Consider the following 19,420-nt stretch of genomic DNA (forward strand, 5'->3'; position numbering starts at 1 on the left):
GCGCTTCTATGTGACCGGCGGTCAGGTGGACAACGAGCACACCGCGAAGGTTAACGGCACCCAGGACCAGCAGCTGGATTCGCTGAACGTCGGCGGGATGTTTGAGGCGTGGTTCTGATGCGATAGCCTGTGCCCGCATGTATGCCGGATGGCGGCTGACGCCTTATCCGGCCTACGTTCCTTCCCGCAGGCTCACACAACGTAGGCCCGGCAAGCGCAGCGCCGCCGGGCGGTCAGGCGCCGTACCCGCGGTAGTGCCGGATGGCGGCATAAATGCCTTATCCGGCCTACAGAAAACCTCCTTCCCCCCAGGCCCGGCAAGCAACAGCGCCGCCGGGCAGCTGGCCCTGGTCCCCCTCAGTTCACCGTCAGGCGCAGGGCCAGATCCTGCGGGTAGGGGTCAAAATAGTTCTGCGCCTGCAGGTAACGATCCGGATACTCGGCCAGATAGTGCTTAAGCAGCGTCAGCGGGGCGAGGATCGGCAGCAGCCCGGCGCGATAGTTGAGGATCACCTCCCGCAGCTCGCCGCGCTGGCGGCTGTTGAGCTGGTCGCGGAAATAACCCTGAATATGCATCAGCACGTTGGTGTGGTTTTTCCGCGAGGCGGGCTGCTTGAGGATCGCCATCAGCTTTTCGCGATAGACCTCGAAGAAAGCCTCCAGATCCTCCCATTCATGCAGCGAGGCGACGAACGGGCCGATCTCCCGGTAGCCCGCCTGGTGGTGAGCCAGCAGCTGCAGCTTGTAGCGGCTGTGAAAGGCCAGCAGGCCGTGGCGGGTCAGGCCGCGGGCGCGCAGGGCGTTGAGTTCATGCAGGGCGAAAACGCGCTCGACAAAATTCTCCCGCAGCAGCGGATCGTGCAGCCGGCCATCCTCTTCCACCGGCAGCCACGGGTAGCGCGCCATCAGGGCGCCGGTAAACAGCCCCACGCCTTCCTTACGCCCGCGGTTGCCTTTTTCATCGTACAGCCGCACGCGCTCCATCCCGCAGCTCGGCGATTTGGCGCAGACGATAAAGCCCGACAGTTCGCCCAGGGTTGCCAGGTGGGCTCTGGCGAAATCAGCCATCTTCTCCGTCACATCCTCGTGTGGGGCGTGGCTGAAGCGCATACGGATCTCCCCGACCGGGGTCTGCACCAGGCGGAGCGCCGGGCGGGGAACGGGCAGGCCGATCGCCATCTCCGGGCAGACGGGCTTAAACGCCACCCACTGCGCGAGCTCATCCATCACAAAGCCCATACGCTTATGCCCGCCGTCGAATCGCACGGCTGAGCCGGTTAAACATCCGCTGATCCCAATGACAGGTTGCGTGTTCATGGCGCTGTCCTCTCTTCTGCTGTGGTTCGGGTAAAGAAAAGGGTCACGGTGGCGACCGTAATGCCGAATTTCTTCATCTCGGTTTTGTTAAACAAATGGCTGCCGTCCTGCAGGAACATCCAGTCGTCAAAGTGCAGCAGCCACCGGCTGCCGCTGGCCTCGACGTTCATGCTGTAGCGCCAGTGAAAGGCATTGCCCGCCGCCTGGCCGCTGGCCACGCCTTCGATATCGCCGGCGGTGCCCTGATAACGGTTATCGTCGGTGCGGCGAATGCGCCACACCCGCTGCTGCTTCTCGCCATCGTCATAGACAAAGCGCTCATGGAGGGTCAGGGTGTCGCCGACGACGTCGCCATCGATCGCTACATGGAAGCGGCGCAGCTGCTTGCCGCTACGATCCTGCACCATCCCCCACGCCTCGGTTCGCCCCTGAAAATAGTGAAAGATGTCGAGGGCGGGCTGCTGCTGCCGGTACTCCGTGACCTCGGTGCTGCAGCCGGCGAGGATCAGCATCAGCAGCGCCAGGCCAAGGGTCAGAATGCGTTTCATGGTGTACCTCCGATCAACTGCTGACGCAGTTTGGGATAAGTGGTGCGCGGATCGAGCCAGATGGCGAGAAAGCGGGTGCTGAACGCCGCCGACTGGCGCGGACCGAGCGGGGTAAAGGCGGTCTGCGCGGCGCTGGCGCGGTACCAGAACTGCCCCTCGCCGCCGCTGACCACGAACGCCAACTGGCTGCCCGGCGCAACATCCGGCCAGATCCCCTGCAGCATGCGCAGCCAGGCTTCGCTGCGCGGCTCCTGCTGCAGAATGCCCTGCGCCTGCCACTGGTCGCGGGTGGCGTCCACCAGCGCCTCGCGATCGATATCGCGCCGGTAGGTGATGATCAGCGCCCGATCCTGTTGCGGGCCGTCATACCGGCCATTGGGCGTGCGTAGCTGCGAGTGATAGACGGTGAATGGCCCCCAGGTGAGGGTCGCCTCGCCGACGCGACGCCACGTCAGCCAGTCGGCGGCGTGGGCCGCCGGGGCGAGGGTGGTCAGCCACAGCAGTAACAGGGCGAATCTCATTTTCGCCTCCCCATCCCCAGATGGAATAACAGCATGAGCACCAGCCAGCCGCAGGCCATGGCGGCCACGGCAAGCGCCATCGGCACCAGCAGGGTCATGGCTCCGAGGCGAGCGCCGATCAGGTAGGCCACCGGGCCGCCGACGGTCGCCGCCGTGGCCAGCACCCAGCCGGGAAGCGTCGTGGTGCGGGTCAGTCGGGTCCAGACGACGGCGAACATCAGCCACAGGGCCACCATCCACAGGGGTAGCAGGCTGTCGCCGCGAAAATCGATCAGTCCCGCCAGCGCCCAGCAGGCATCCAGGCCGCAGCCCGCCGCGGCCAACAGCAGGGCGGGCGGACGACTGGCCGCCGGCAACCGCAGCCAGGCGAAGATCGCCAGCGTCAGCCAGATCAGCAGGCCGCGCTCGCGCAACATCACCACCAGCGTCCAGTAAACATCGAACGCGAGGGCCATCAGCAGGTGCTGCGCCGGGCGTGTCATACCCGCTCCGCGGTGAGCTGCACCACGCTGATGGTGCGGGCGTTAAATCCGGCTTCGCAGTAGCCGAAGTAGTAGAGCCACATCCGGCGGAAGCGCTCATCAAAGCCGAGCTTTTCAATATCCAGCCAGGCGTGGGTAAAACGCTGCCGCCAGTGGGCCAGGGTGCGGGCGTAGTCCGGGCCCATGTCGAACAGGTTGCGCACCACAAAATCGGTATGGCGGGTCATCAGCTCGCTCATTGCCGTGATGCTGGGCAAAAAGCCGCCGGGGAAGATGTAGCGCTGGATAAAATCGACGCTTTTGCTGTAGTCGCGATAGCGCTGATCCTGGATGGTGATCGCCTGCAGGGCCATTCTGCCACCCGGGCGCAGGCGCGCCTGGCAGGTGCGGAAGAAGGCCGGGAGGTAGCGCTGGCCCACCGCCTCAATCATCTCCACTGACACCAGTTTGTCGTACTCGCCGCGCAGATCGCGGTAGTCGCAGAGCAGCACCTCGACGCGATCCTGCAGCCCGGCGCGGGCCATGCGCTCGGTAGCCCAGCGGTGCTGCTCCCGGGAAAGGGTGGTGGTGGTGACCCGGCAGCCGTAATGGCGGGCGGCGTACTCGGCCAGCGCCCCCCAACCGGTGCCAATCTCCAGCAAATGATCGCCGGGAGTGAGCGCCAGCTGGTCGCACAGACGCGCCATCTTGGCCCGCTGGGCCTGGGTCAGATCCTGCTGGTCATCGGTAAACAACGCGCTGGAGTAGAGCAGGTCGTCATCCAGAAAGTGGGCATAAAATTCGTTGCCGAGATCGTAATGGGCGGCGATATTCTCTCGCGCCTGGGCGCGGGTGTTGCGGCGGGTCCAGTGGTGCAGGCGGGCGACGGGCTTGCCCAGCAGACGAAAGCCGCGCTCCAGACGCCCCAGCACCTCGCCGTTGCGCGCGAGGATCTGCAGCAGCGCCGTCAGCTGGTGGCTCTCCCAGTCGCCGTCCATCCAGGCCTCGGCCGCCGCCAGGCTGCCGCCGGTCAGCAGACGCCAGTACACCTCCGGCGTGCAGACCCGTGCCTCGGCGCGCAGCGCGGCGGCGGGGTCGCCAAAATGAAAAGTCTGCGACCCTTCGCGCACGGTGAGCGAGCCTTCGCGGAGGCCGCTCAACAGACGAAAGAGCAGCCAGCGCGCGAGCCGCACGTTGCGCGGCACATCGGGCTCAAGCGCAAAGACGGGATCGGTCATGAGCGTTCACTCCTGCTGACAGGATGGTTGTACAGCGGCACGCGCTTCAGCCACAGCCGCAGCGCCTGCCAGTAGATGGCGAGGACGGTTTTCAGGGTCATCAGCGGCAGACGCAGCAGCAGCCCGCGCAGGTTGGCGCGGGTCAACGGCAAGCGGCTCAGGGCCAGCGTGGCGTCGAACACCTTACTGGCCTGATGGTTTTCAATATGCATGTGCAGCGTTTTGCCGGGCGCGTTGAAGCGCCAGTGATAGACCATGTCCATTGGGTTAAATGGCGAAACGTGAAAGGCTTTCTCCAGCGGGCGCGCCTGCTGGCCGTCCACCGCGTAGTAATGACGCTCGTTCCACGGCGTGTTGCGCACTTCGGCCAGCACCCAGCGCAGGGTGTCGGCCTCGTCATAGCAGTAGTAAAAGTTGACCGGATTAAAATGGAAGCCGAAGTAGCGCAGCTGGGTCAGGAGCATCACGCGTCCCGCCGGGCGGCAGCCGGTCAGGCTCTCCAGCCGGTTTAGCACCTGGGCCTTCAGCGGCGCGCCCAGCGGATAATCGGCGTCGTACCAGGCGGCGGCGGCCAGGCGGTTGCGGCGGATGCCCGCCTCAGGCAGCCTGTCCAGTTCGTCGAGGTCGAGCCAGGCCATAAACAGGCGGTAGACGAAGTGGTGCGCCTTCGGCTGCAGGCGACGGTGGCGCAGGACGCCCTGATAGAGGCAGCTGTTCATCTCAGTTGCCCTCCGCCACGGCGATGCCCTGCACCACATCGAGCGCGCTGCGCACCCCGTCCTCATGAAAGCCGTTGTACCAGTAGGCCCCGCAGTACCAGCTCCGCTGCTGGCCGTTAATCTCTTCGCGCCGCAGCTGGGCCGACCAGCTTTGCGGGTTAAACAGCGGATGCTCATAGACGAAGCGCTGCCAGACGTAGCGGTCATCCACCGGCGCGTCCGGGTTCAGAGTGACGCAGAACAGCGGCGCGCCCGCGGGCAGCCCCTGGAGAATATTCATGTTGTAGGTGACGCAGGCCCGGGCCCGATCCCCGTCGCTCAGGCGATAGTTCCAGCTGGCCCAGGCGCGCTGGCGCTCCGGCAGCCAGCGCGGATCGCTGTGCAGCACCACCTCGTTACGCTGCCAGCCGATATCCCCGAGGACTTCGCGTTCGGAGTCGGTGGGAGCCGCCAGCATCGCCAGGGCCTGCGTGGAGTGGCAGGCGAAAATCACCTGGTCAAAATGCGCCTCCCCGGACGCCAGCCGCAGGGTGACCCCCGTCGGGTGACGGTCCACCTGCTGTACCGGCGCGTTGAGCCGCAGATCCAGACGATCGCCGAGCCTGGCGAGCAGGGCGCGAACGTACTCCCGGGAACCGCCGGGCACCACGTACCACTGCGGGCGATCGCGAATATCCAGCAGGCCGTGGTGTTCAAAGAAGCGTAAAAACAGCGGCAGCGGGAAGCGACGCATCTCCTGCAGCGACGACGACCAGATCGCTGCCCCCATCGGCAGAATATAGTGGCGGGCGAAGAAGGGGCTGAAGCGGTGGCGGGCGAGGAAGCTCTCCAGCGTCGCCCCCGGATCCAGCGCCTCGGTTAGCGCCAGTTTCGCCAGCCGGTTAAAGCGGACGATCTCGCTCAGCAGCCCCCAGAAGGCTGGCTTCAGCAGATTGCGCCGCTGGGCGAAGAGCGAGGTCAGGCTGTGACCGTTGTACTCCAGGCCGCTGGTCGGGTTGTGAACCGAGAAACTCATCTGCGTTTTTTGCCCGTCGATCCCCAGCTCGCTGAGCAGGCCCATAAAGCGCGGATAGGTGCGATCGTTGTAGACGATAAATCCGGTATCGATGGCCCAGGTGCCCTGCGGCGTGGCGACATCCACGGTGGCGGTGTGGCCGCCCGGCGTGGCGCCCGCTTCGAACAGCGTCACCTGATGGTGTCCGGCCAGCCGCCAGGCGCAGGTCAGCCCGGCGATACCGCTGCCGATGATGGCGATGTTCATGAGCGCACCATCCTGCGCAACAGCAGGCGCTGGATACCCGATGGCAGGTTGGCCAGCAGTTGCAGGGCCAGGCTGAAGCCGGTGGGGAAGGCAATGTGGTTTTTGCCTTTCGCCAGGCCATGGCGGATCGCCGCCACCGCCCGATCCACGCTCACCTGGCCAGGCATGGCGAAGTCGTTTTTGCGCGTCAGCGGGGTGTCGACGAAGCCCGGAGAGACCACCGTGACGGCCACCCCTTTCGGCTCCCAGTCCAGACGCAGACTGTTGGCAAACCAGGTCAGCGCCGCCTTGGAGGCGCCATAGGCTTCCGCGCGCGGGAAGGGCAGCCAGTGCGCCATCGAGCTGACCAGCACCACCCGATCGCCTGCCTCCAGCTGCGTCTGCAGCGCCGCCAGGCAGTTCACCGGCCCGAGGAAGTTGGTGGCCATCACTCGCTCCACGAGGGCGGCATCCACCTGCCCATGGTCGAGGTATTCGCAGGTCCCGGCGCAGAGAATGATCAGGTCAGCAAAACAGCCCGTCAGCGCCTGGCGACAGGCGTCCCTGTCTGTCATATCGAACAGGCGCCCGCTGATGTTGGGGCTGAACTGCTTGAGCGCCGACAGGCGCGAAGCATCGCGCCCGCAGGCGATAACCAGATGGCCATCCGCCGCGAAGGATTTCGCCAGACCGGCGCCGATCCCGGAGCTGGCGCCGGTGATGAGCACCGTCATCATGATCGTACCCTCCGCTTCACGCCGCGCACCGCCCAGCCCAGCAGGGGAAGATGTTCGTAGATCATCTCCCCGGCATCGTAGTAGTCGCGCTGGTGGAGGATCTGCTCCCCGGCGATGCCCACCACGGAGCAACCCGGCAGGGCCAGGGTTTCTCCACCGGCAATGCGCGGATGCGACCAGTGCATGGTCCAGGTCACGGCGAACCGCTGGCCGTCGCAAAGCGGCGTGTCGATGGTGAACCGGCACTGCTCCACGTTGGCCAGCAGATGGGTAAAGTAGCGCTGGATAGCGAACAGCCCCTGATGCTGCCCAAAAGGATCGCTCAGCGTCGCGTCCGGATGGTACAGCGCGGCCAGCGCCGCGGGCGGCTGCGCATCCAGCCCGGCGTAGTACTCAACGAAACGACGAATCACGGACAGCGAGGTACTCATGGATCACATCCTGGCTAGATACGGTGCTGTAATGGCATACTTAAAACTTACACAAATAAAATTATTTGTCCAAGTTTGTGGAAAAATATATTTTATTTGTGTTAAAAATCATGTTGTTATGATTGGTGTTTTAAGAGGGGGTAAATCGCGGGTGGTGCGAAGGGCAAGCGTGAGCCCGCCGCGCCACCGGGCGCTGGCGGAACAGAGAGTGGGGGTAAGTTAAAACAGGGGGTTAGAGCGGAATCACCTCGAGGGAGACGACCTGCTGCTGCCAGAGTTCGACCTGCCTCTGACGGGCGGCGGAGAGTTTACCGCTGGTGACCAGCAGCCAGTTGCGCTCCGGGAAAATCTCCGGCGCCAGGGCGGCGGGAGGCACCGGCAGGACGTCGATGCGATGACCCTGGCCGGTACGTTTGAGCGCCTCAAGCCAGATTTCGCAGGCGTCGGTCAGGTGCCAGCCGGTGATCAGAAAGTTATCCCCGGGCGCCTTCTTGTCGCCTTCAAGGCAAAACGAGGTATAGGCGATGATGATGCCGTCGAGGATTTCGCGTAGCGTCATGATGGCCGGCACGTTGGCGGAGACCTGGCTGCGCAGCGGACGCAGCACTTCGGTGACCAGCTCCTGGCGCGGATATTCGCGCCCGGCGTCGTAGATCAGCTGGCGCAGGGACTCGATTTTTCCCTCTTTCAGCCGCTGCAGCATGGTCTCCTGCAGCGTCAGCCAGTTGTTGGTGCGCCGTGCGCCGGGGCGCGACAGCAGGGGCTTCACCTGGCTGACCGGTACCCCTTTTTTCACCCAGTCGAGGATCTTCAGCGCCTGCTGGACGTCATCATCGCTGTACTGACGGTGACCACCATCGGTGCGCAGCGGCTTGAGCAGGCCATAGCGGCGCTGCCAGGCGCGAAGCGTGGTCGCATTTATCCCGCAAAGTCGGGCAAATTCGCCGATGGAGTAAGGCATGGAGGCCACCTGTTAACAAAGAATATTCTCAATATACTACGAATCATGTCGGCTGGCGTGAAGTGTAGCGGCTTTGCACTACACTTTCCCCCAACCGCGTAAATGAAAGGAGTTCTCATGAAGCTATGGCCTGTTGTCACTGGCGTCGCTATCGCGTTGACCCTGGTGGCCTGCAAATCGCCCACTCCGCCGAAGGGCGTTCAGCCGATTAGCGGGTTTGACGCCAGCCGTTACCTTGGAAAATGGTATGAAGTCGCCCGCCTGGAGAATCGCTTCGAGCGAGGCCTGGAGCAGGTGACCGCCACCTACGGCACCCGCAGCGACGGGGGGATCAGCGTCGTCAATCGCGGTTATGACCCGGTCAAAAAACGCTGGAATGAGAGCGACGGAAAAGCCTATTTCACTGGCGCCCCCACCACCGCGGCGCTGAAGGTGTCGTTCTTCGGGCCATTCTACGGCGGCTATAACGTGATCCGCCTGGACGACGACTACCAGTACGCGCTGGTCAGCGGCCCCAACCGCGACTATCTGTGGATCCTGTCGCGCACCCCCACCATTCCGGCGGCGGTGAAGCAGGATTATCTGAATACCGCGCGCGAGCTGGGCTTTGACGTCGATCGCCTGGTGTGGATCCGCCAGACGCCGCGCTAGCCTCGCCCTTTAGCGGCTGAGCAGGTGGGTATAAACCACGTACAGCCCGGCCAGCGCCGCCACGTTCAGCGTTACGCTGATGAAAAACCACCGCCGGAAGGGCTGCTTTTGCGTTTTATGACGAAAGCACTGCTGGCCGAGGATGGCCCCCGGCCAGCCTCCCGCCAGGCCCAGTACCAGCAGCGTGGTTTCCGGCACCCGTCGCCAGGCTTTGCGCGCCGCCAGCTTGTCGGCGCCATAGATAAGCCATGTCAGAAGGCTGCTCAGTAAAAACCACATCGCCAGCGGGTATGGCAGCAGGGCGCTGCCCACGGCGGTGAGCAGCAGCAGGGAATAACATACCAGGTTTAGATTCATAGGGACGTTCACGCCGGCCAGAAGAATGGCGCCACTATAGCCAATTTCCCGGACCGGCGTAAACGCGGCGGGCTATTCGCTACGCTTGCTCCGATGCCGGTACAGCCACATCAGTTTATACGCTGCCGGAATGATAAACAGCGACAGCAGCGGGGCGGTGATCATCCCGCCAATCATCGGCGCGGCGATGCGACTCATCACTTCCGACCCGGCGCCGGTGCCCCATAAAATCGGCAGCAGGCCGGCGATAATCACCGCCACGGTCATCGCCTTCGGCCGCACGCGCAGCACCGCCCCCTGGTACAGCGCCTCGTCGAGCTTATCGACGCTGAAAGTCTGCGGATTCTCCAGCGACGGTTCCGCCTCGATGGCGTGGCGCAGATACATCAGCATCACCACGCCAAACTCCGCCGCCACCCCGGCCAGGGCGATAAAACCGGTCCCGGTGGCTACCGACAGATGGAACCCCATCCAGTAGAGAAACCAGATCCCGCCCACAAGGGCGAACGGCACGCTGGTGATGATCAGCAGCGCTTCGCCGACGCGGCGGAACGCCAGGTACAGCAGCACGAAGATAATCATCAGTGTCATCGGCACCATCAGCTTCAGCTTCTGATTGGCACGCTCCAGCAGCTCAAACTGCCCGGAGTAGGACACACTGATGCCCGGCTTCAGCTTCACCTCCTTGCCGATGGCCTGCTGCAGATCGTGTACTACCGACACCATGTCGCGGTCGCGGGCGTCGATGTAGATCCAACTGGTCGGGCGGGCGTTCTCGGTCTTCAGCATCGATGGTCCGGTGACCACCTTCACCTCAGCCACGTCGCCGAGGACGATCTGTTGCTTCAGCGGCGTGAGGATCGGCAGCTGGCGCAGGGTCTCCGGGCTGTCGCGATAGCTCTGCGGGTAGCGGATGTTGATCGGATAGCGCTCGACGCCCTCTACCGTTTCGCCAACCATCGCGCCGCCGATGGCGGACGAGACGAACAGCTGCACGTCGCCGACGGTCATCCCGTAGCGGGCCGCCTTCTCGCGCTGAATATCAATGTTGAGGTAGCGCCCGCCGACCAGCCGCTCGGCTAACGCTGACGTGACTCCCGGCACGGTGCGCGCCACCCCTTCAATTTGCTCGGCGATGGCGTCGATATCGGCCAGGTTAGTGCCGGAAACCTTAATGCCAATCGGGCTCTTAATGCCGGTGGAGAGCATGTCGATGCGGTTGCGGATCGGCGGCACCCACAGGTTCGCCAGCCCCGGCAGGCGCACGGTCTTGTCCAGCTCCTCGACGATCTTCTCCATGGTCATCCCCGGTCGCCACTGATCCTGTGGCTTAAGCTGAATCGTGGTCTCTACCATCTCCAGCGGCGCCGAGTCGGTGGCGGTTTCGGCCTTGCCGGTTTTGCCGAACACCCGGGCCACTTCCGGCACCGTCATGATCAGCTTATCGGTTTTCTGCAGCATATCCGCCGCCTGCGCAGCTGAGATCCCCGGCAGCGTTGACGGCATATACAGCAGGTCGCCCTCGTTGATCTGCGGCAGAAACTCGCCGCCGACCCGGTTAAGCGGCCAGACAACCGTCAGGATCGACAGGAGCGCGATCAGCAGGGTAGTCTTCGGCCAGTGCAGCACCTTCAGCAGCAGCGGGTGATAAATGCGGATCAAAAAGCGGTTCAGCGGGTTGCTGCTCTCCGCCGGGATCCTGCCGCGGATCCAGAAGCCCATCAGGATCGGGATCACCACGATCGCCAGCAGCGCCGCCCCGGCCATCGACCAGGTTTTGGTGAAGGCCAGCGGGCCGAACAGTTTGCCCTCCTGACCTTCGAGGGTGAAAATCGGGATAAACGACAGAGTAATGATCAGCAGGCTGATAAACAGCGCCGGGCCGACCTCCACCGAGGCCTCGGTAATGATTTTCCAGCGTGTGTCGTTGCTGAGCTTCTCTCCCGGGTGCTGATGTTCCCACTCCTCCAGCCGCTTATGGGCGTTCTCAATCATCACGATGGCGGCATCGACCATCGCCCCCACCGCAATGGCGATCCCGCCCAGCGACATGATGTTGGCGTTGAGCCCCTGGAAATGCATCATGATAAAGGCGAAGCACAGGCCGAGCGGCAGCGAGATAATCGCCACCAGCGCCGAGCGCACGTGCCACAGGAACAGGGCGCAGACCAGCGCGACGACGATAAACTCTTCCAGCAGCTTGTGGCTGAGGTTGTCGATGGCGCGGTCGATAAGCTGGCTGCGGTCGTAGGTGGTGACTACTTCAACCCCTTCCGGCAGGCTGCTTTGCAGCGACGCCAGCTTCGCTTTGACCGCCGAGATCACCTCGCGGGCGTTCTTGCCGGAGCGCAGGATCACCACGCCGCCGGCCACTTCGCCTTCGCCGTTAAGCTCGGCGATACCACGGCGCATCTCCGGGCCGATCTGCACCCGCGCGACGTCGCCGAGATAGACCGGTACACCGTTGTCACCGGTTTTCAGCACGATATTTTTGAAGTCGTCGAGGGTCTGAAGATAACCGCTGGCGCGCACCATATATTCGGCTTCCGCGAGTTCGACGGAAGAGCCGCCCGCCTCCTGGTTAGAGGCATCCAGGGCCGATTTCACTTCGCCGAGGCTGATGCCGTACTGGGTCAGCTTCATTGGGTCGACGACAATCTGGTACTCCTTGACCACGCCGCCCACCGACGCCACTTCCGAGACGTTAGGGATGGTCTTCAGCTCATATTTTAAGAACCAGTCCTGCAGGGAGCGCAGTTCGGCAAGGTCATGCTTGCCGCTGCGGTCAACCAGCGCGTACTCGAAGACCCAGCCAACGCCGGTGGCGTCCGGGCCCATTTCGGCGCTCACCCCGGCGGGCAGTTTGCCCTGTACCTGGTTGAGATACTCCAGCACCCGCGAGCGCGCCCAGTAGGGATCGGTGCCGTCTTCAAATATCACATATACGTAGGAGTCGCCGAACTGCGAGAAGCCGCGAACCGTTTTGGCGCCGGGTACCGACAGCATGGTGGTGGTCAGCGGCCAGGTGACCTGGTTTTCGACGATCTGCGGCGCCTGCCCCGGATAGCTGGTTTTGACGATCACCTGTACATCAGAGAGGTCCGGCAGGGCATCCACCGGGGTGTGGACGATAGTCCAGGTGCCCCAGATGCTGAGAAACAACGCGCCCATCATCACCAGGAAACGGTTGGCCACCGAGCGGCGGATAATCCATTCAATCATGGTTCCGTTCCTCAGTGCGCGTGGGCGGCAGGGGCCGCGGTACCGGGAGCCTGCGCACGCATGCGCTCCAGCGCACCGGCGATATTGGCCTCCGAGTCGATCAGGAACAGGCCGCTGGCGACGACTTTCTCACCCTCCTGCAGCCCGCTGCGAATGGCCGTGACACCATTGGATTCATGGAATACCTGCACGCGTTTCGGCACGAAGCGGCCCTCATTATCCACGGTAATCACTCGCTGCTCGTCGCCGCTGTCGATCAGCGCTTTGGAGGGGATCAGCAGCATCGGTTCGCTTTCACTGGTCAGTTGCAGATAGGCGTTCATCCCCGGCTTCAGCGCTTCATCCGGGTTGTTGACCTGCAGGCGCAGCTGCAGGGTGCGGGTGGCGCTATCGACGCTGGGGAGAAGGGTCCATTTGTTGATGCTGAAGGTTTTCCCCGGCCAGGCGGGAACCTGAATTCTGAACTGCGAGGCGTCTTTAATTAGCCAGGCGATGGATTCCGGCACCGCCACGCTGACCCACACCGGATCCATACCCTGGATTTTCGCCACCACATTATCTTTGGCGATGTTCATTCCGGCACGCAGATCGAAGGCGGTAATAACACCATCGATGGGGGCTTTGAGGGTAAAGCGGGTCTGGATTTTACGCGTGGCTTTCAGGCGGCGGATATCGTCATCCGGCATTCCGGCAAGGCGCAGGCGTTCGAGGATCCCCTCAACCTGGGTGGCGGTGCCGCCGGTTTCCTGCAACAACAGATATTCGCTCTGCGCTTCCACCCAGTCCGGGATGGTCAGCTCGAGTAACGGCGTGCCTTGCTTCACTTTGTCGCCGACGGTCAGCGGATAGACTTTATTGATAAAGCCCGCCGCCCGCGCCTGCATAATCACATACTGGTACTCGTTATAGCTAATGTTGGCCGGGAAGGTCTGAGCGTAGCGCAGCGGCCCGCGGGTGACCGCGGCGGTTTTTACGCCGAGATTCTGGGTCTGCGTCGGGTCGATACGGACCCCCGGCGCACCGGCGGCGGTACTCTCCTCATCGGCGTATTTTGGCACCAGATCCATATCCATAAACGGCGATTTACCCGGTTTATCGAAGCGGGTGTTCGGGTACATCGGGTCGTACCAGAACAGCACTTTACGCTGCTGCTCAGCCGCCGGAGCGGCAGCGTGGGTCGGTGCCCATCGGGCGTACAGCGCCGCGGTAAGCGCGCCGCCAATCACCATGCTGCCGAGGATCAGCGCCGTATTTTTCAGTGTCAGGGATGCCATGTGTCGTCCATTTAGTCGTTGAGGGGCTTACCGTCGCCGGGCCATTAGTTGGCGCGAATATCCTGCAGCAGCGACAGGTTGCCCTGCTGAACGAAGGTGAAGTCCACGCTGTCGCCATTCTTCACATTGTTGAGCTGCGTCTGCGGGGTGATGGTGAAGCGCATGGTCATCGGCGGCCAGTTCACCGCCGGGATGGCCTCGTGGGCGATGGTGATTTTTTTGCTATCCATATCAATAGCTTTAATGACGCCTTTGCCGCTGATGCTTTGCGCCTGCGCGGCGGCGGGCTGTTCATGCATTGCCATGCCGGCGTGCGGGTCGGCGGCCTGGACGGCGAACACCGCGCCAGAAATCAGAGTGAACAGGGCGACTTTAGAGAGTGAATTCATGATCGGGACTCCTTGGGTTATTCCATCCAGCCGCCGCCGAGGGCGGTGAACAGGGTGATTTCATTTGCCTGACGGGAATAGTTGAGTTCCAGCAGGGTTTGTCGGGTGGTAAAAATGTCGCGCTGGGCGCTCAGGACTTCGATGTAGCTGACCGCGCCGTGACGATAGAGCGCGCTGGCGCGCTGCAGGGTGATATTTAGTGAAGCGAGATAGCGCTGCTGGGCGGCAATCTGATCGGCCAGGCTCTGGCGCAGAGCCAGCGCGTCGGCCACCTCTTTAAAGGCGGACTGAATTTTTTGCTCATAGTTGACCACCTGCTGCTGCTGGCGGATCTCCGCCAGGTCAAGGTTGGCCTGGTTGCGCCCGGCGTTGAAAATCGGCAGCTCGATTTTGGGGATGAAGTTCCACATCGCGCTGCCGGCGTTAAACAGGCTGGAGAGTTCGCTGCTGCTGCCGGAGAGCGAGCTGGTCAGGGTGATCGACGGGAAGAAGGCCGCCCGCGCGGCGCCGATGTTGGCGTTGGCCGCCAGCAGGCTGTGTTCCGCTTCCAGAATATCCGGCCGCTGCAGCAGGATCGCTGAGGAGAGCGATGGCGGCAGAGTGACGCCTTGCAGATCGATGGCGCTGCTGGCGCTATCGTCCGGCAGATGCTGGTAGCTGCCGAGCAGCAGTTGCAGGGCGTTATTGGCCTGCGCCAGCTGGCCCTGACGTTTGGCAATATCGGCGCGGGTGCTTTCGATCATCCCGCGCGCCTGCTCCAGCGCCAGCACGGTGGTGCTTCCGGTCAGCAGCTGTTTTTCAACGAAGGCGTAAGATTGCTGATAGTTCTGTAAGGTGTCGTTGGCCACCTGCAGCTGCGCTGCCGCCAGCCGCTGGTTGAAATAGCTTTGTGAAACGTTAGCAATCAACAGGATATGCACCGCACGCCGCGCCTCTTCGCTGGCGAAGAAGTTCTGCCGGTCGGCCTCGCTGAGGTTTTTCAACCGGCCAAAGAAGTCGAGGTCGTAGCTGAGATTCAGACCGGCGGCATAATCGCTGCTGGTGGTTGTGTCGCCTTTAAGCTTGCCGCCATAGGTGGTGCTGCCGTCACCGTTCAATTGCGGGTAGCGGTCGGCGTCGGTAACCCGATACTGGGCGCGGGCTTCCTGCACTTTCAGCGTCGCCATCCGTAGATCGCGGTTATTTATCAGCGCGGTGCCGATCAGGCTTTTCACCTGCGGATCGACGAAAAAGGTGCGCCAGCCGGTCTCCTGGTAACCCGCCGTCGCGGTAACCAGCTTGTTCTGGCTGAGAGAGAACTGCTGCGGCACCGGCGTGGCGGGGCGCTGGTAGTCCGGAGCGAGCGACAGACAGCCGGTTAAGGCGAATATTAAGGCGAATATCACGCTGAGGGTAAGAAGCTTTATTGGGCGCATGGCGGCAGACGGTTTCGACGATTTATCCATGGCAGCTACTTTACGTAGCGGGCTCTGTTCAGGGCGTGACAGGAAAATGACAAAGCTGTCATTTTCCTGATATTTCATTGCTATCCGGAGGCGCTCCTCTAAAATTGAATACCCGCACAGAACGCGCGTGAAGGAGCCTGCCGTGAAGATTTTGATTGTCGAAGATGAGAGGAAAACCGGAGAGTACCTGACCAAAGGGCTCACCGAGGCCGGCTTCGTCGTCGACCTGGTCGATAACGGCCTCAACGGCTATCACCTGGCGATGACCAGCGACTACGATCTGCTGATCCTCGACATTATGCTGCCAGACGTGAACGGCTGGGATATCGTCCGCATGCTGCGCGCCGCCAATAAAGGCATGCCGATCCTGCTGCTCACCGCGCTTGGCACTATTGAGCATCGGGTGAAGGGGCTGGAGCTGGGCGCCGACGACTATCTGGTGAAGCCATTTGCTTTTGCGGAGCTGCTGGCGCGGGTGCGGACCCTGCTGCGCCGTGGAGCGGCGGTCATCGTCGAAAGCCAGTTTCAGGCGGCGGATCTCAGCGTCGATTTGGTCAGCCGCAAGGTGACGCGCGGCGCGACGCGTATCACCCTGACCAGTAAGGAGTTCACTCTGCTGGAGTTCTTCCTGCGCCATCAGGGCGAGGTGCTGCCGCGTTCGTTAATTGCCTCGCAGGTCTGGGATATGAATTTCGACAGCGACACTAACGCCATTGACGTGGCGGTGAAGCGGCTGCGCGCCAAAATTGATAACGACTTCGAGCCGAAGCTAATCCAGACCGTGCGCGGCGTTGGCTATATGCTTGAGGTGCCGGATGGCCGCTAAGCGCCCCTTTTCCCTGGCCACCCGGCTGACCTTCTTTATTAGCCTCGCCACCATCATTGCCTTCTTTGCTTTCACCTGGATCATGATCCATTCGGTGAAGGCCCACTTTGAAGAGCGCGACGTGCACGATCTCAGGCAGCTCAGCACCACGCTGGAGACGGTGCTCAACCACGCCGACTACCCGCAGGCGCGGCGGCTGGAGATCGTGAGGAATATCATTGCGGGTTACGCCAACGTCTTTATCTGTCTGGACGACGGCCAGGGCAATATTCTGTTTCAGTCGCCCGACGGGCCGGATCTCAGCCATATGCTGAGTACGCCGGGGCTGGCGATGCAGTTGCGCGACGGGAATGTGATTTCATGGACTGACCCGCAGCCGCGGAAGATGGTTCATGATAATCATCAAATGGAGACCCGCTCCTGGCGGCTGATCATGCTGCCGCTGGGCAAGCAGGCGGACGGCAAACCGGCGTACCACCTGCTGATGGCCTTATCCATCGATTTTCACCTGCACTATATTAATGAGCTGAAAGCGAAGCTGATTTCCGCGGCGACGATAATCAGCTTGCTGATCATCGCTATCGTGCTGTTTGTGGTCTATCAGGGGCATAAGCCCATCCGCCAGATCAGCCGCCAGATCCAGAATATTACCTCGCGGGATCTCGACGTGCGCCTCGACCCGCAGGCCGTGCCTATCGAGCTGGAGCGGCTGGCGCTGTCGTTTAACCATATGCTGGAGCGCATAGAGGATGTCTTTACCCGCCAGTCCAACTTCTCCGCCGATATTGCCCACGAAATCCGTACGCCGATTACCAACCTGGTGACGCAAACCGAAATCGCTTTAAGCCAGAGCCGCAGCCAGCAGGAGCTGGAAGAGGTGCTCTATTCCAATCTTGAAGAGTTCTCGCGGATGTCACGGATGGTCAGCGATATGCTGTTCCTCGCCCAGGCGGATAATAACCAGCTGATCCCCGAACAACGGGCGCTGGATCTGGCCGAGGAAGTGTATAAGGTGTTTGAGTTTTTCGAGGCGTGGGCGGAAGAGAAAGCGGTGGCGCTGCGCTTTGTCGGTAGCCACTGCCGGGTGACGGGCGATCCGCTGATGCTGCGGCGGGCGATCAGCAACCTGCTGTCGAACGCGATCCGCTACACGCCGGCCGGCCAGGCGGTGACCATCCAGTTGAGCGAAAGCGCCGAGACGATCCGTCTGGTGGTGGAGAATCCCGGTACGCCGATTGCCGCCGAGCATCTGCCGCGGCTGTTTGACCGTTTCTATCGCGTCGACCCCTCGCGTCAGCGCAAAGGCGAGGGCAGCGGTATCGGCCTGGCGATTGTGAAATCCATCGTCAGCGCCCACCACGGCAGCGTAGCGGTGCAGTCCGATCTGCGCTCTACGCGTTTTATTATCGTGCTGCCGAAATAGACGCAATAACGGCTGAAAGTCAGCGGGCAGCGCCAGGCGGCCGCCCGCAGTATTGCCGCTCTCTTACTCTTCGAAGTACCAGTAGCCCTGATTAATCAGCCGCGTCAGTTCGCTCACGAACGCCGGATTCTGCAGGCCGCTGCCGAGCTCTTCCTGACCTAATGAGGTATAGCGGCACAGCGCATCCAGCGCTTCGGCATCGGTGGTGTCCAGCTGTTCGCTATGCACGAAGAAGCTGTCGCCGATATGCAGAACGCGCAGGCCGCTCAGACGAGAAAGCTTTTCGCCGCCCAGCAGCGCATCGACCACTTCCTCTTCTTCATACGGTGGTTCCGCCGGCGCAATATCCAGCTCGTGACGCGGGGTGGTCACGAAACTGCCGAACCACTGCTTGAAGTCTTCCGGCTGGCGAATCATGTCGATCATCATGGTGCGCAGACGTTCGAGTTCATACTCTTCAACCCGGCCCGGATGCTCGCGGCAGGTGAGGTCCGGATCGCTGTAGTGCTCGCCGCCAAGATCGTTCTCCAGCACATAGTCGGCGAAGCTGCTGATCAGGTCGCGACCGTTTGGCCCGCGGAAGCCGACGGAGTAGTTCAGCGCGGTTTCGTGGGTCACGCCATCGTGCGGGAATCCTGGTGGAATATAGAGGATGTCGCCCGGCTGCAGATCTTCATCAATGATCGGCGGGAACGGATCGACGTGCAGCAGTGCCGGATGCGGGCAGAACTGACGCATCGGCAGCTTATCGCCCACGCGCCAACGGCGGCTGCCCATGCCCTGAATAATAAAGACGTCATACTGATCGATATGCGGGCCGACGCCGCCACCCGGGACGGAGAAGGAGATCATCAGGTCGTCCAGGCGCCAGTCCGGCAGTACGCGGAACGGGCGCACCAGCTCGGCGGCGGGCATATGCCAGTGGTTTACCGCCTGGGCCAGCAGCGACCAACCGGTTTCGCCCAGCCCGTCGAAATGTTCAAAAGGTCCATTGCTGGCCTGCCATTTGCCGTTGGTCAGGCTGACCAGCCGGCTGTCGACTTCCGGCTCCATGGCTAATCCGGCCAGCTCGTCCGGGGTAATCGGGTCGACGAAGTCCGGAAACGCGTTTTTTAATACCACCGGCTGTTTTTGCCAGTACTTCTCTAAAAACTCGGGCCAGTTAATGTTGAGTTGATAAGCCATCGATTATTACCAGTAAGAAGAAACGGGCCTGATTATAGAAACGGGGGCCAGGTGGGCGCTTTGTCGTGGGTCAAGAGTGGTGCTTAATTCACCATCGGCGTGATAATGGCGTTGGGTAAGAGAGAAAAATCACATTTTTGCCAAAAAACGATATTAGCGTAAACTGCGCTGCAGGCCGCATGAACACTGGGATGGCGCCTTGAATGGTAAGAAGATGAATAAGCGAAAAGTTCAAATAATGAGCGGTCGATAAGATTTTTCTATTTTAACGCTTGCTACTTCCGGCGAACTCCCTATAATGCGCTCCCACTGACACGGCAGATGTGAATCACTTCACACAAACAGCCGGTTCGGTTGAAGAGAAAAATCCTGAAATTCAGGGTTGACTCTGAAAGAGGAAAGCGTAATATACGCCACCTCGCGACAGAGCGCTAAAGCGCGTCGCAACTGCTCTTTAACAATTTATCAGACAATC

At 61.8% G+C, this 19,420-nt stretch carries 19 protein-coding genes and 1 pseudogene; 4 read left to right on the forward strand and 16 right to left on the reverse strand.

The features are described from left to right. Positions 1-118 (forward strand): annotated as a pseudogene (locus CWM54_RS29380) (hypothetical protein); the annotation flags it as partial. 239 nt (positions 119-357) lie between these two features. Here the strand turns inward: CWM54_RS29380 and CWM54_RS27575 are convergent. The 10 genes from CWM54_RS27575 to CWM54_RS27620 form a co-directional block, all read right to left on the reverse strand. Next, entirely contained in the window at positions 358-1,317 is a 960-nt protein-coding gene (locus CWM54_RS27575; protein WP_100699158.1) for a YbgA family protein, read from the reverse strand. Beyond that, positions 1,314-1,865 carry a DUF3833 domain-containing protein gene (locus tag CWM54_RS27580; RefSeq protein WP_100699160.1) on the reverse strand — a complete coding sequence of 184 codons (552 nt, stop codon included), beginning with the start codon at positions 1,863-1,865 and terminating at the stop codon, positions 1,314-1,316. The genes CWM54_RS27575 and CWM54_RS27580 overlap by 4 nt, the downstream gene beginning before the upstream one ends. Beyond that, positions 1,862-2,386 carry a hypothetical protein gene (locus CWM54_RS27585; RefSeq protein ID WP_100699162.1) on the reverse strand — a complete coding sequence of 175 codons (525 nt, stop codon included), beginning with the start codon at positions 2,384-2,386 and terminating at the stop codon, positions 1,862-1,864. Before CWM54_RS27585 ends, CWM54_RS27580 begins: the two co-directional genes overlap by 4 nt. After that, positions 2,383-2,868: a DUF2878 domain-containing protein gene (locus CWM54_RS27590; protein WP_080925020.1), complete on the reverse strand. Its 486-nt coding sequence runs from the start codon at positions 2,866-2,868 to the stop codon at positions 2,383-2,385. Before CWM54_RS27590 ends, CWM54_RS27585 begins: the two co-directional genes overlap by 4 nt. After that, on the reverse strand, positions 2,865-4,085 hold the full coding sequence (locus CWM54_RS27595) for an SAM-dependent methyltransferase (RefSeq protein WP_100699164.1): 1,221 nt from the start codon (positions 4,083-4,085) through the stop codon (positions 2,865-2,867). The genes CWM54_RS27590 and CWM54_RS27595 overlap by 4 nt, the downstream gene beginning before the upstream one ends. After that, on the reverse strand, positions 4,082-4,804 hold the full coding sequence (locus CWM54_RS27600) for a DUF1365 domain-containing protein (protein ID WP_100699166.1): 723 nt from the start codon (positions 4,802-4,804) through the stop codon (positions 4,082-4,084). The genes CWM54_RS27595 and CWM54_RS27600 overlap by 4 nt, the downstream gene beginning before the upstream one ends. A gap of 1 nt (position 4,805) precedes the next feature. Continuing rightward, positions 4,806-6,065, reverse strand: a complete 1,260-nt coding sequence (locus tag CWM54_RS27605) for an NAD(P)/FAD-dependent oxidoreductase (RefSeq protein ID WP_100699168.1) — start codon at positions 6,063-6,065, stop codon at positions 4,806-4,808. Further along, the gene (locus CWM54_RS27610; protein WP_100681651.1) at positions 6,062-6,781 is read right to left on the reverse strand and encodes an SDR family NAD(P)-dependent oxidoreductase; all 720 of its coding nucleotides are present in this window, start codon (positions 6,779-6,781) and stop codon (positions 6,062-6,064) included. The genes CWM54_RS27605 and CWM54_RS27610 overlap by 4 nt, the downstream gene beginning before the upstream one ends. Beyond that, a complete protein-coding gene (locus CWM54_RS27615; protein WP_100681650.1) occupies positions 6,778-7,212 on the reverse strand; it encodes a nuclear transport factor 2 family protein in 435 nt (144 codons plus the stop codon). The genes CWM54_RS27610 and CWM54_RS27615 overlap by 4 nt, the downstream gene beginning before the upstream one ends. A gap of 232 nt (positions 7,213-7,444) precedes the next feature. Then, positions 7,445-8,173 (reverse strand): MerR family transcriptional regulator, encoded by a 729-nt coding sequence (locus CWM54_RS27620; protein ID WP_061155921.1) that lies wholly within the window; start codon positions 8,171-8,173, stop codon positions 7,445-7,447. Between the two features lie 117 nt (positions 8,174-8,290). On the opposite strand from CWM54_RS27620, the gene CWM54_RS27625 reads away from it, so the two are divergent. Then, on the forward strand, positions 8,291-8,824 hold the full coding sequence (locus CWM54_RS27625) for a lipocalin family protein (protein ID WP_009309842.1): 534 nt from the start codon (positions 8,291-8,293) through the stop codon (positions 8,822-8,824). A gap of 9 nt (positions 8,825-8,833) precedes the next feature. Here CWM54_RS27625 and CWM54_RS27630 read toward each other — a convergent pair whose 3' ends face one another. From CWM54_RS27630 to CWM54_RS27650, 5 genes are all read right to left on the reverse strand, one after another. Next, entirely contained in the window at positions 8,834-9,181 is a 348-nt protein-coding gene (locus tag CWM54_RS27630; protein WP_100699170.1) for a DUF1294 domain-containing protein, read from the reverse strand. Between the two features lie 72 nt (positions 9,182-9,253). Continuing rightward, entirely contained in the window at positions 9,254-12,403 is a 3,150-nt protein-coding gene (locus tag CWM54_RS27635; protein WP_100699172.1) for a CusA/CzcA family heavy metal efflux RND transporter, read from the reverse strand. Between the two features lie 11 nt (positions 12,404-12,414). After that, positions 12,415-13,677 carry an efflux RND transporter periplasmic adaptor subunit gene (locus CWM54_RS27640; RefSeq protein WP_100699174.1) on the reverse strand — a complete coding sequence of 421 codons (1,263 nt, stop codon included), beginning with the start codon at positions 13,675-13,677 and terminating at the stop codon, positions 12,415-12,417. Between the two features lie 44 nt (positions 13,678-13,721). Beyond that, positions 13,722-14,066 carry a cation efflux system protein CusF gene (cusF, locus tag CWM54_RS27645; RefSeq protein ID WP_049025893.1) on the reverse strand — a complete coding sequence of 115 codons (345 nt, stop codon included), beginning with the start codon at positions 14,064-14,066 and terminating at the stop codon, positions 13,722-13,724. A gap of 17 nt (positions 14,067-14,083) precedes the next feature. Then, complete coding sequence (locus CWM54_RS27650; protein ID WP_100699178.1) at positions 14,084-15,481, reverse strand: efflux transporter outer membrane subunit; 1,398 nt, start codon at positions 15,479-15,481, stop codon at positions 14,084-14,086. A gap of 172 nt (positions 15,482-15,653) precedes the next feature. On the opposite strand from CWM54_RS27650, the gene cusR reads away from it, so the two are divergent. Beyond that, positions 15,654-16,337 (forward strand): copper response regulator transcription factor CusR, encoded by a 684-nt coding sequence (gene cusR, locus CWM54_RS27655; RefSeq protein ID WP_100699176.1) that lies wholly within the window; start codon positions 15,654-15,656, stop codon positions 16,335-16,337. After that, on the forward strand, positions 16,327-17,760 hold the full coding sequence (locus CWM54_RS27660; protein ID WP_100699177.1) for a Cu(+)/Ag(+) sensor histidine kinase: 1,434 nt from the start codon (positions 16,327-16,329) through the stop codon (positions 17,758-17,760). Before cusR ends, CWM54_RS27660 begins: the two co-directional genes overlap by 11 nt. Positions 17,761-17,823: 63 nt before the next feature. On the opposite strand, the gene CWM54_RS27665 is transcribed toward CWM54_RS27660, so the two are convergent. Further along, complete coding sequence (locus tag CWM54_RS27665; protein ID WP_012542999.1) at positions 17,824-18,945, reverse strand: cupin domain-containing protein; 1,122 nt, start codon at positions 18,943-18,945, stop codon at positions 17,824-17,826. Positions 18,946-19,420 lie beyond the last annotated feature (475 nt).

Source organism: Klebsiella sp. D-Nf1 (assembly GCF_002810515.1).
In the GTDB taxonomy this organism is placed as follows: Bacteria; Pseudomonadota; Gammaproteobacteria; order Enterobacterales; family Enterobacteriaceae; genus Klebsiella; species Klebsiella variicola.

What these genes read in the sequence shown, in the direction of transcription:
- CWM54_RS27630 (WP_100699170.1), bottom strand. Translation starts at nt 9,181, where the DNA reads ATGAATCTAAACCTGGTATGTTATTCCCTGCTGCTGCTCACCGCCGTG.
- CWM54_RS27665 (WP_012542999.1), bottom strand. Translation starts at nt 18,945, where the DNA reads ATGGCTTATCAACTCAACATTAACTGGCCCGAGTTTTTAGAGAAGTAC.
- CWM54_RS27575 (WP_100699158.1), bottom strand. Translation starts at nt 1,317, where the DNA reads ATGAACACGCAACCTGTCATTGGGATCAGCGGATGTTTAACCGGCTCA.
- CWM54_RS27625 (WP_009309842.1), top strand. Translation starts at nt 8,291, where the DNA reads ATGAAGCTATGGCCTGTTGTCACTGGCGTCGCTATCGCGTTGACCCTG.
- CWM54_RS27615 (WP_100681650.1), bottom strand. Translation starts at nt 7,212, where the DNA reads ATGAGTACCTCGCTGTCCGTGATTCGTCGTTTCGTTGAGTACTACGCC.
- CWM54_RS27580 (WP_100699160.1), bottom strand. Translation starts at nt 1,865, where the DNA reads ATGAAACGCATTCTGACCCTTGGCCTGGCGCTGCTGATGCTGATCCTC.
- CWM54_RS27650 (WP_100699178.1), bottom strand. Translation starts at nt 15,481, where the DNA reads ATGCGCCCAATAAAGCTTCTTACCCTCAGCGTGATATTCGCCTTAATA.
- CWM54_RS27600 (WP_100699166.1), bottom strand. Translation starts at nt 4,804, where the DNA reads ATGAACAGCTGCCTCTATCAGGGCGTCCTGCGCCACCGTCGCCTGCAG.
- CWM54_RS27635 (WP_100699172.1), bottom strand. Translation starts at nt 12,403, where the DNA reads ATGATTGAATGGATTATCCGCCGCTCGGTGGCCAACCGTTTCCTGGTG.
- CWM54_RS27585 (WP_100699162.1), bottom strand. Translation starts at nt 2,386, where the DNA reads ATGAGATTCGCCCTGTTACTGCTGTGGCTGACCACCCTCGCCCCGGCG.
- CWM54_RS27595 (WP_100699164.1), bottom strand. Translation starts at nt 4,085, where the DNA reads ATGACCGATCCCGTCTTTGCGCTTGAGCCCGATGTGCCGCGCAACGTG.
- cusF (WP_049025893.1), bottom strand. Translation starts at nt 14,066, where the DNA reads ATGAATTCACTCTCTAAAGTCGCCCTGTTCACTCTGATTTCTGGCGCG.
- CWM54_RS27610 (WP_100681651.1), bottom strand. Translation starts at nt 6,781, where the DNA reads ATGATGACGGTGCTCATCACCGGCGCCAGCTCCGGGATCGGCGCCGGT.
- CWM54_RS27640 (WP_100699174.1), bottom strand. Translation starts at nt 13,677, where the DNA reads ATGGCATCCCTGACACTGAAAAATACGGCGCTGATCCTCGGCAGCATG.
- CWM54_RS27660 (WP_100699177.1), top strand. Translation starts at nt 16,327, where the DNA reads ATGGCCGCTAAGCGCCCCTTTTCCCTGGCCACCCGGCTGACCTTCTTT.
- CWM54_RS27590 (WP_080925020.1), bottom strand. Translation starts at nt 2,868, where the DNA reads ATGACACGCCCGGCGCAGCACCTGCTGATGGCCCTCGCGTTCGATGTT.
- CWM54_RS27620 (WP_061155921.1), bottom strand. Translation starts at nt 8,173, where the DNA reads ATGCCTTACTCCATCGGCGAATTTGCCCGACTTTGCGGGATAAATGCG.
- CWM54_RS27605 (WP_100699168.1), bottom strand. Translation starts at nt 6,065, where the DNA reads ATGAACATCGCCATCATCGGCAGCGGTATCGCCGGGCTGACCTGCGCC.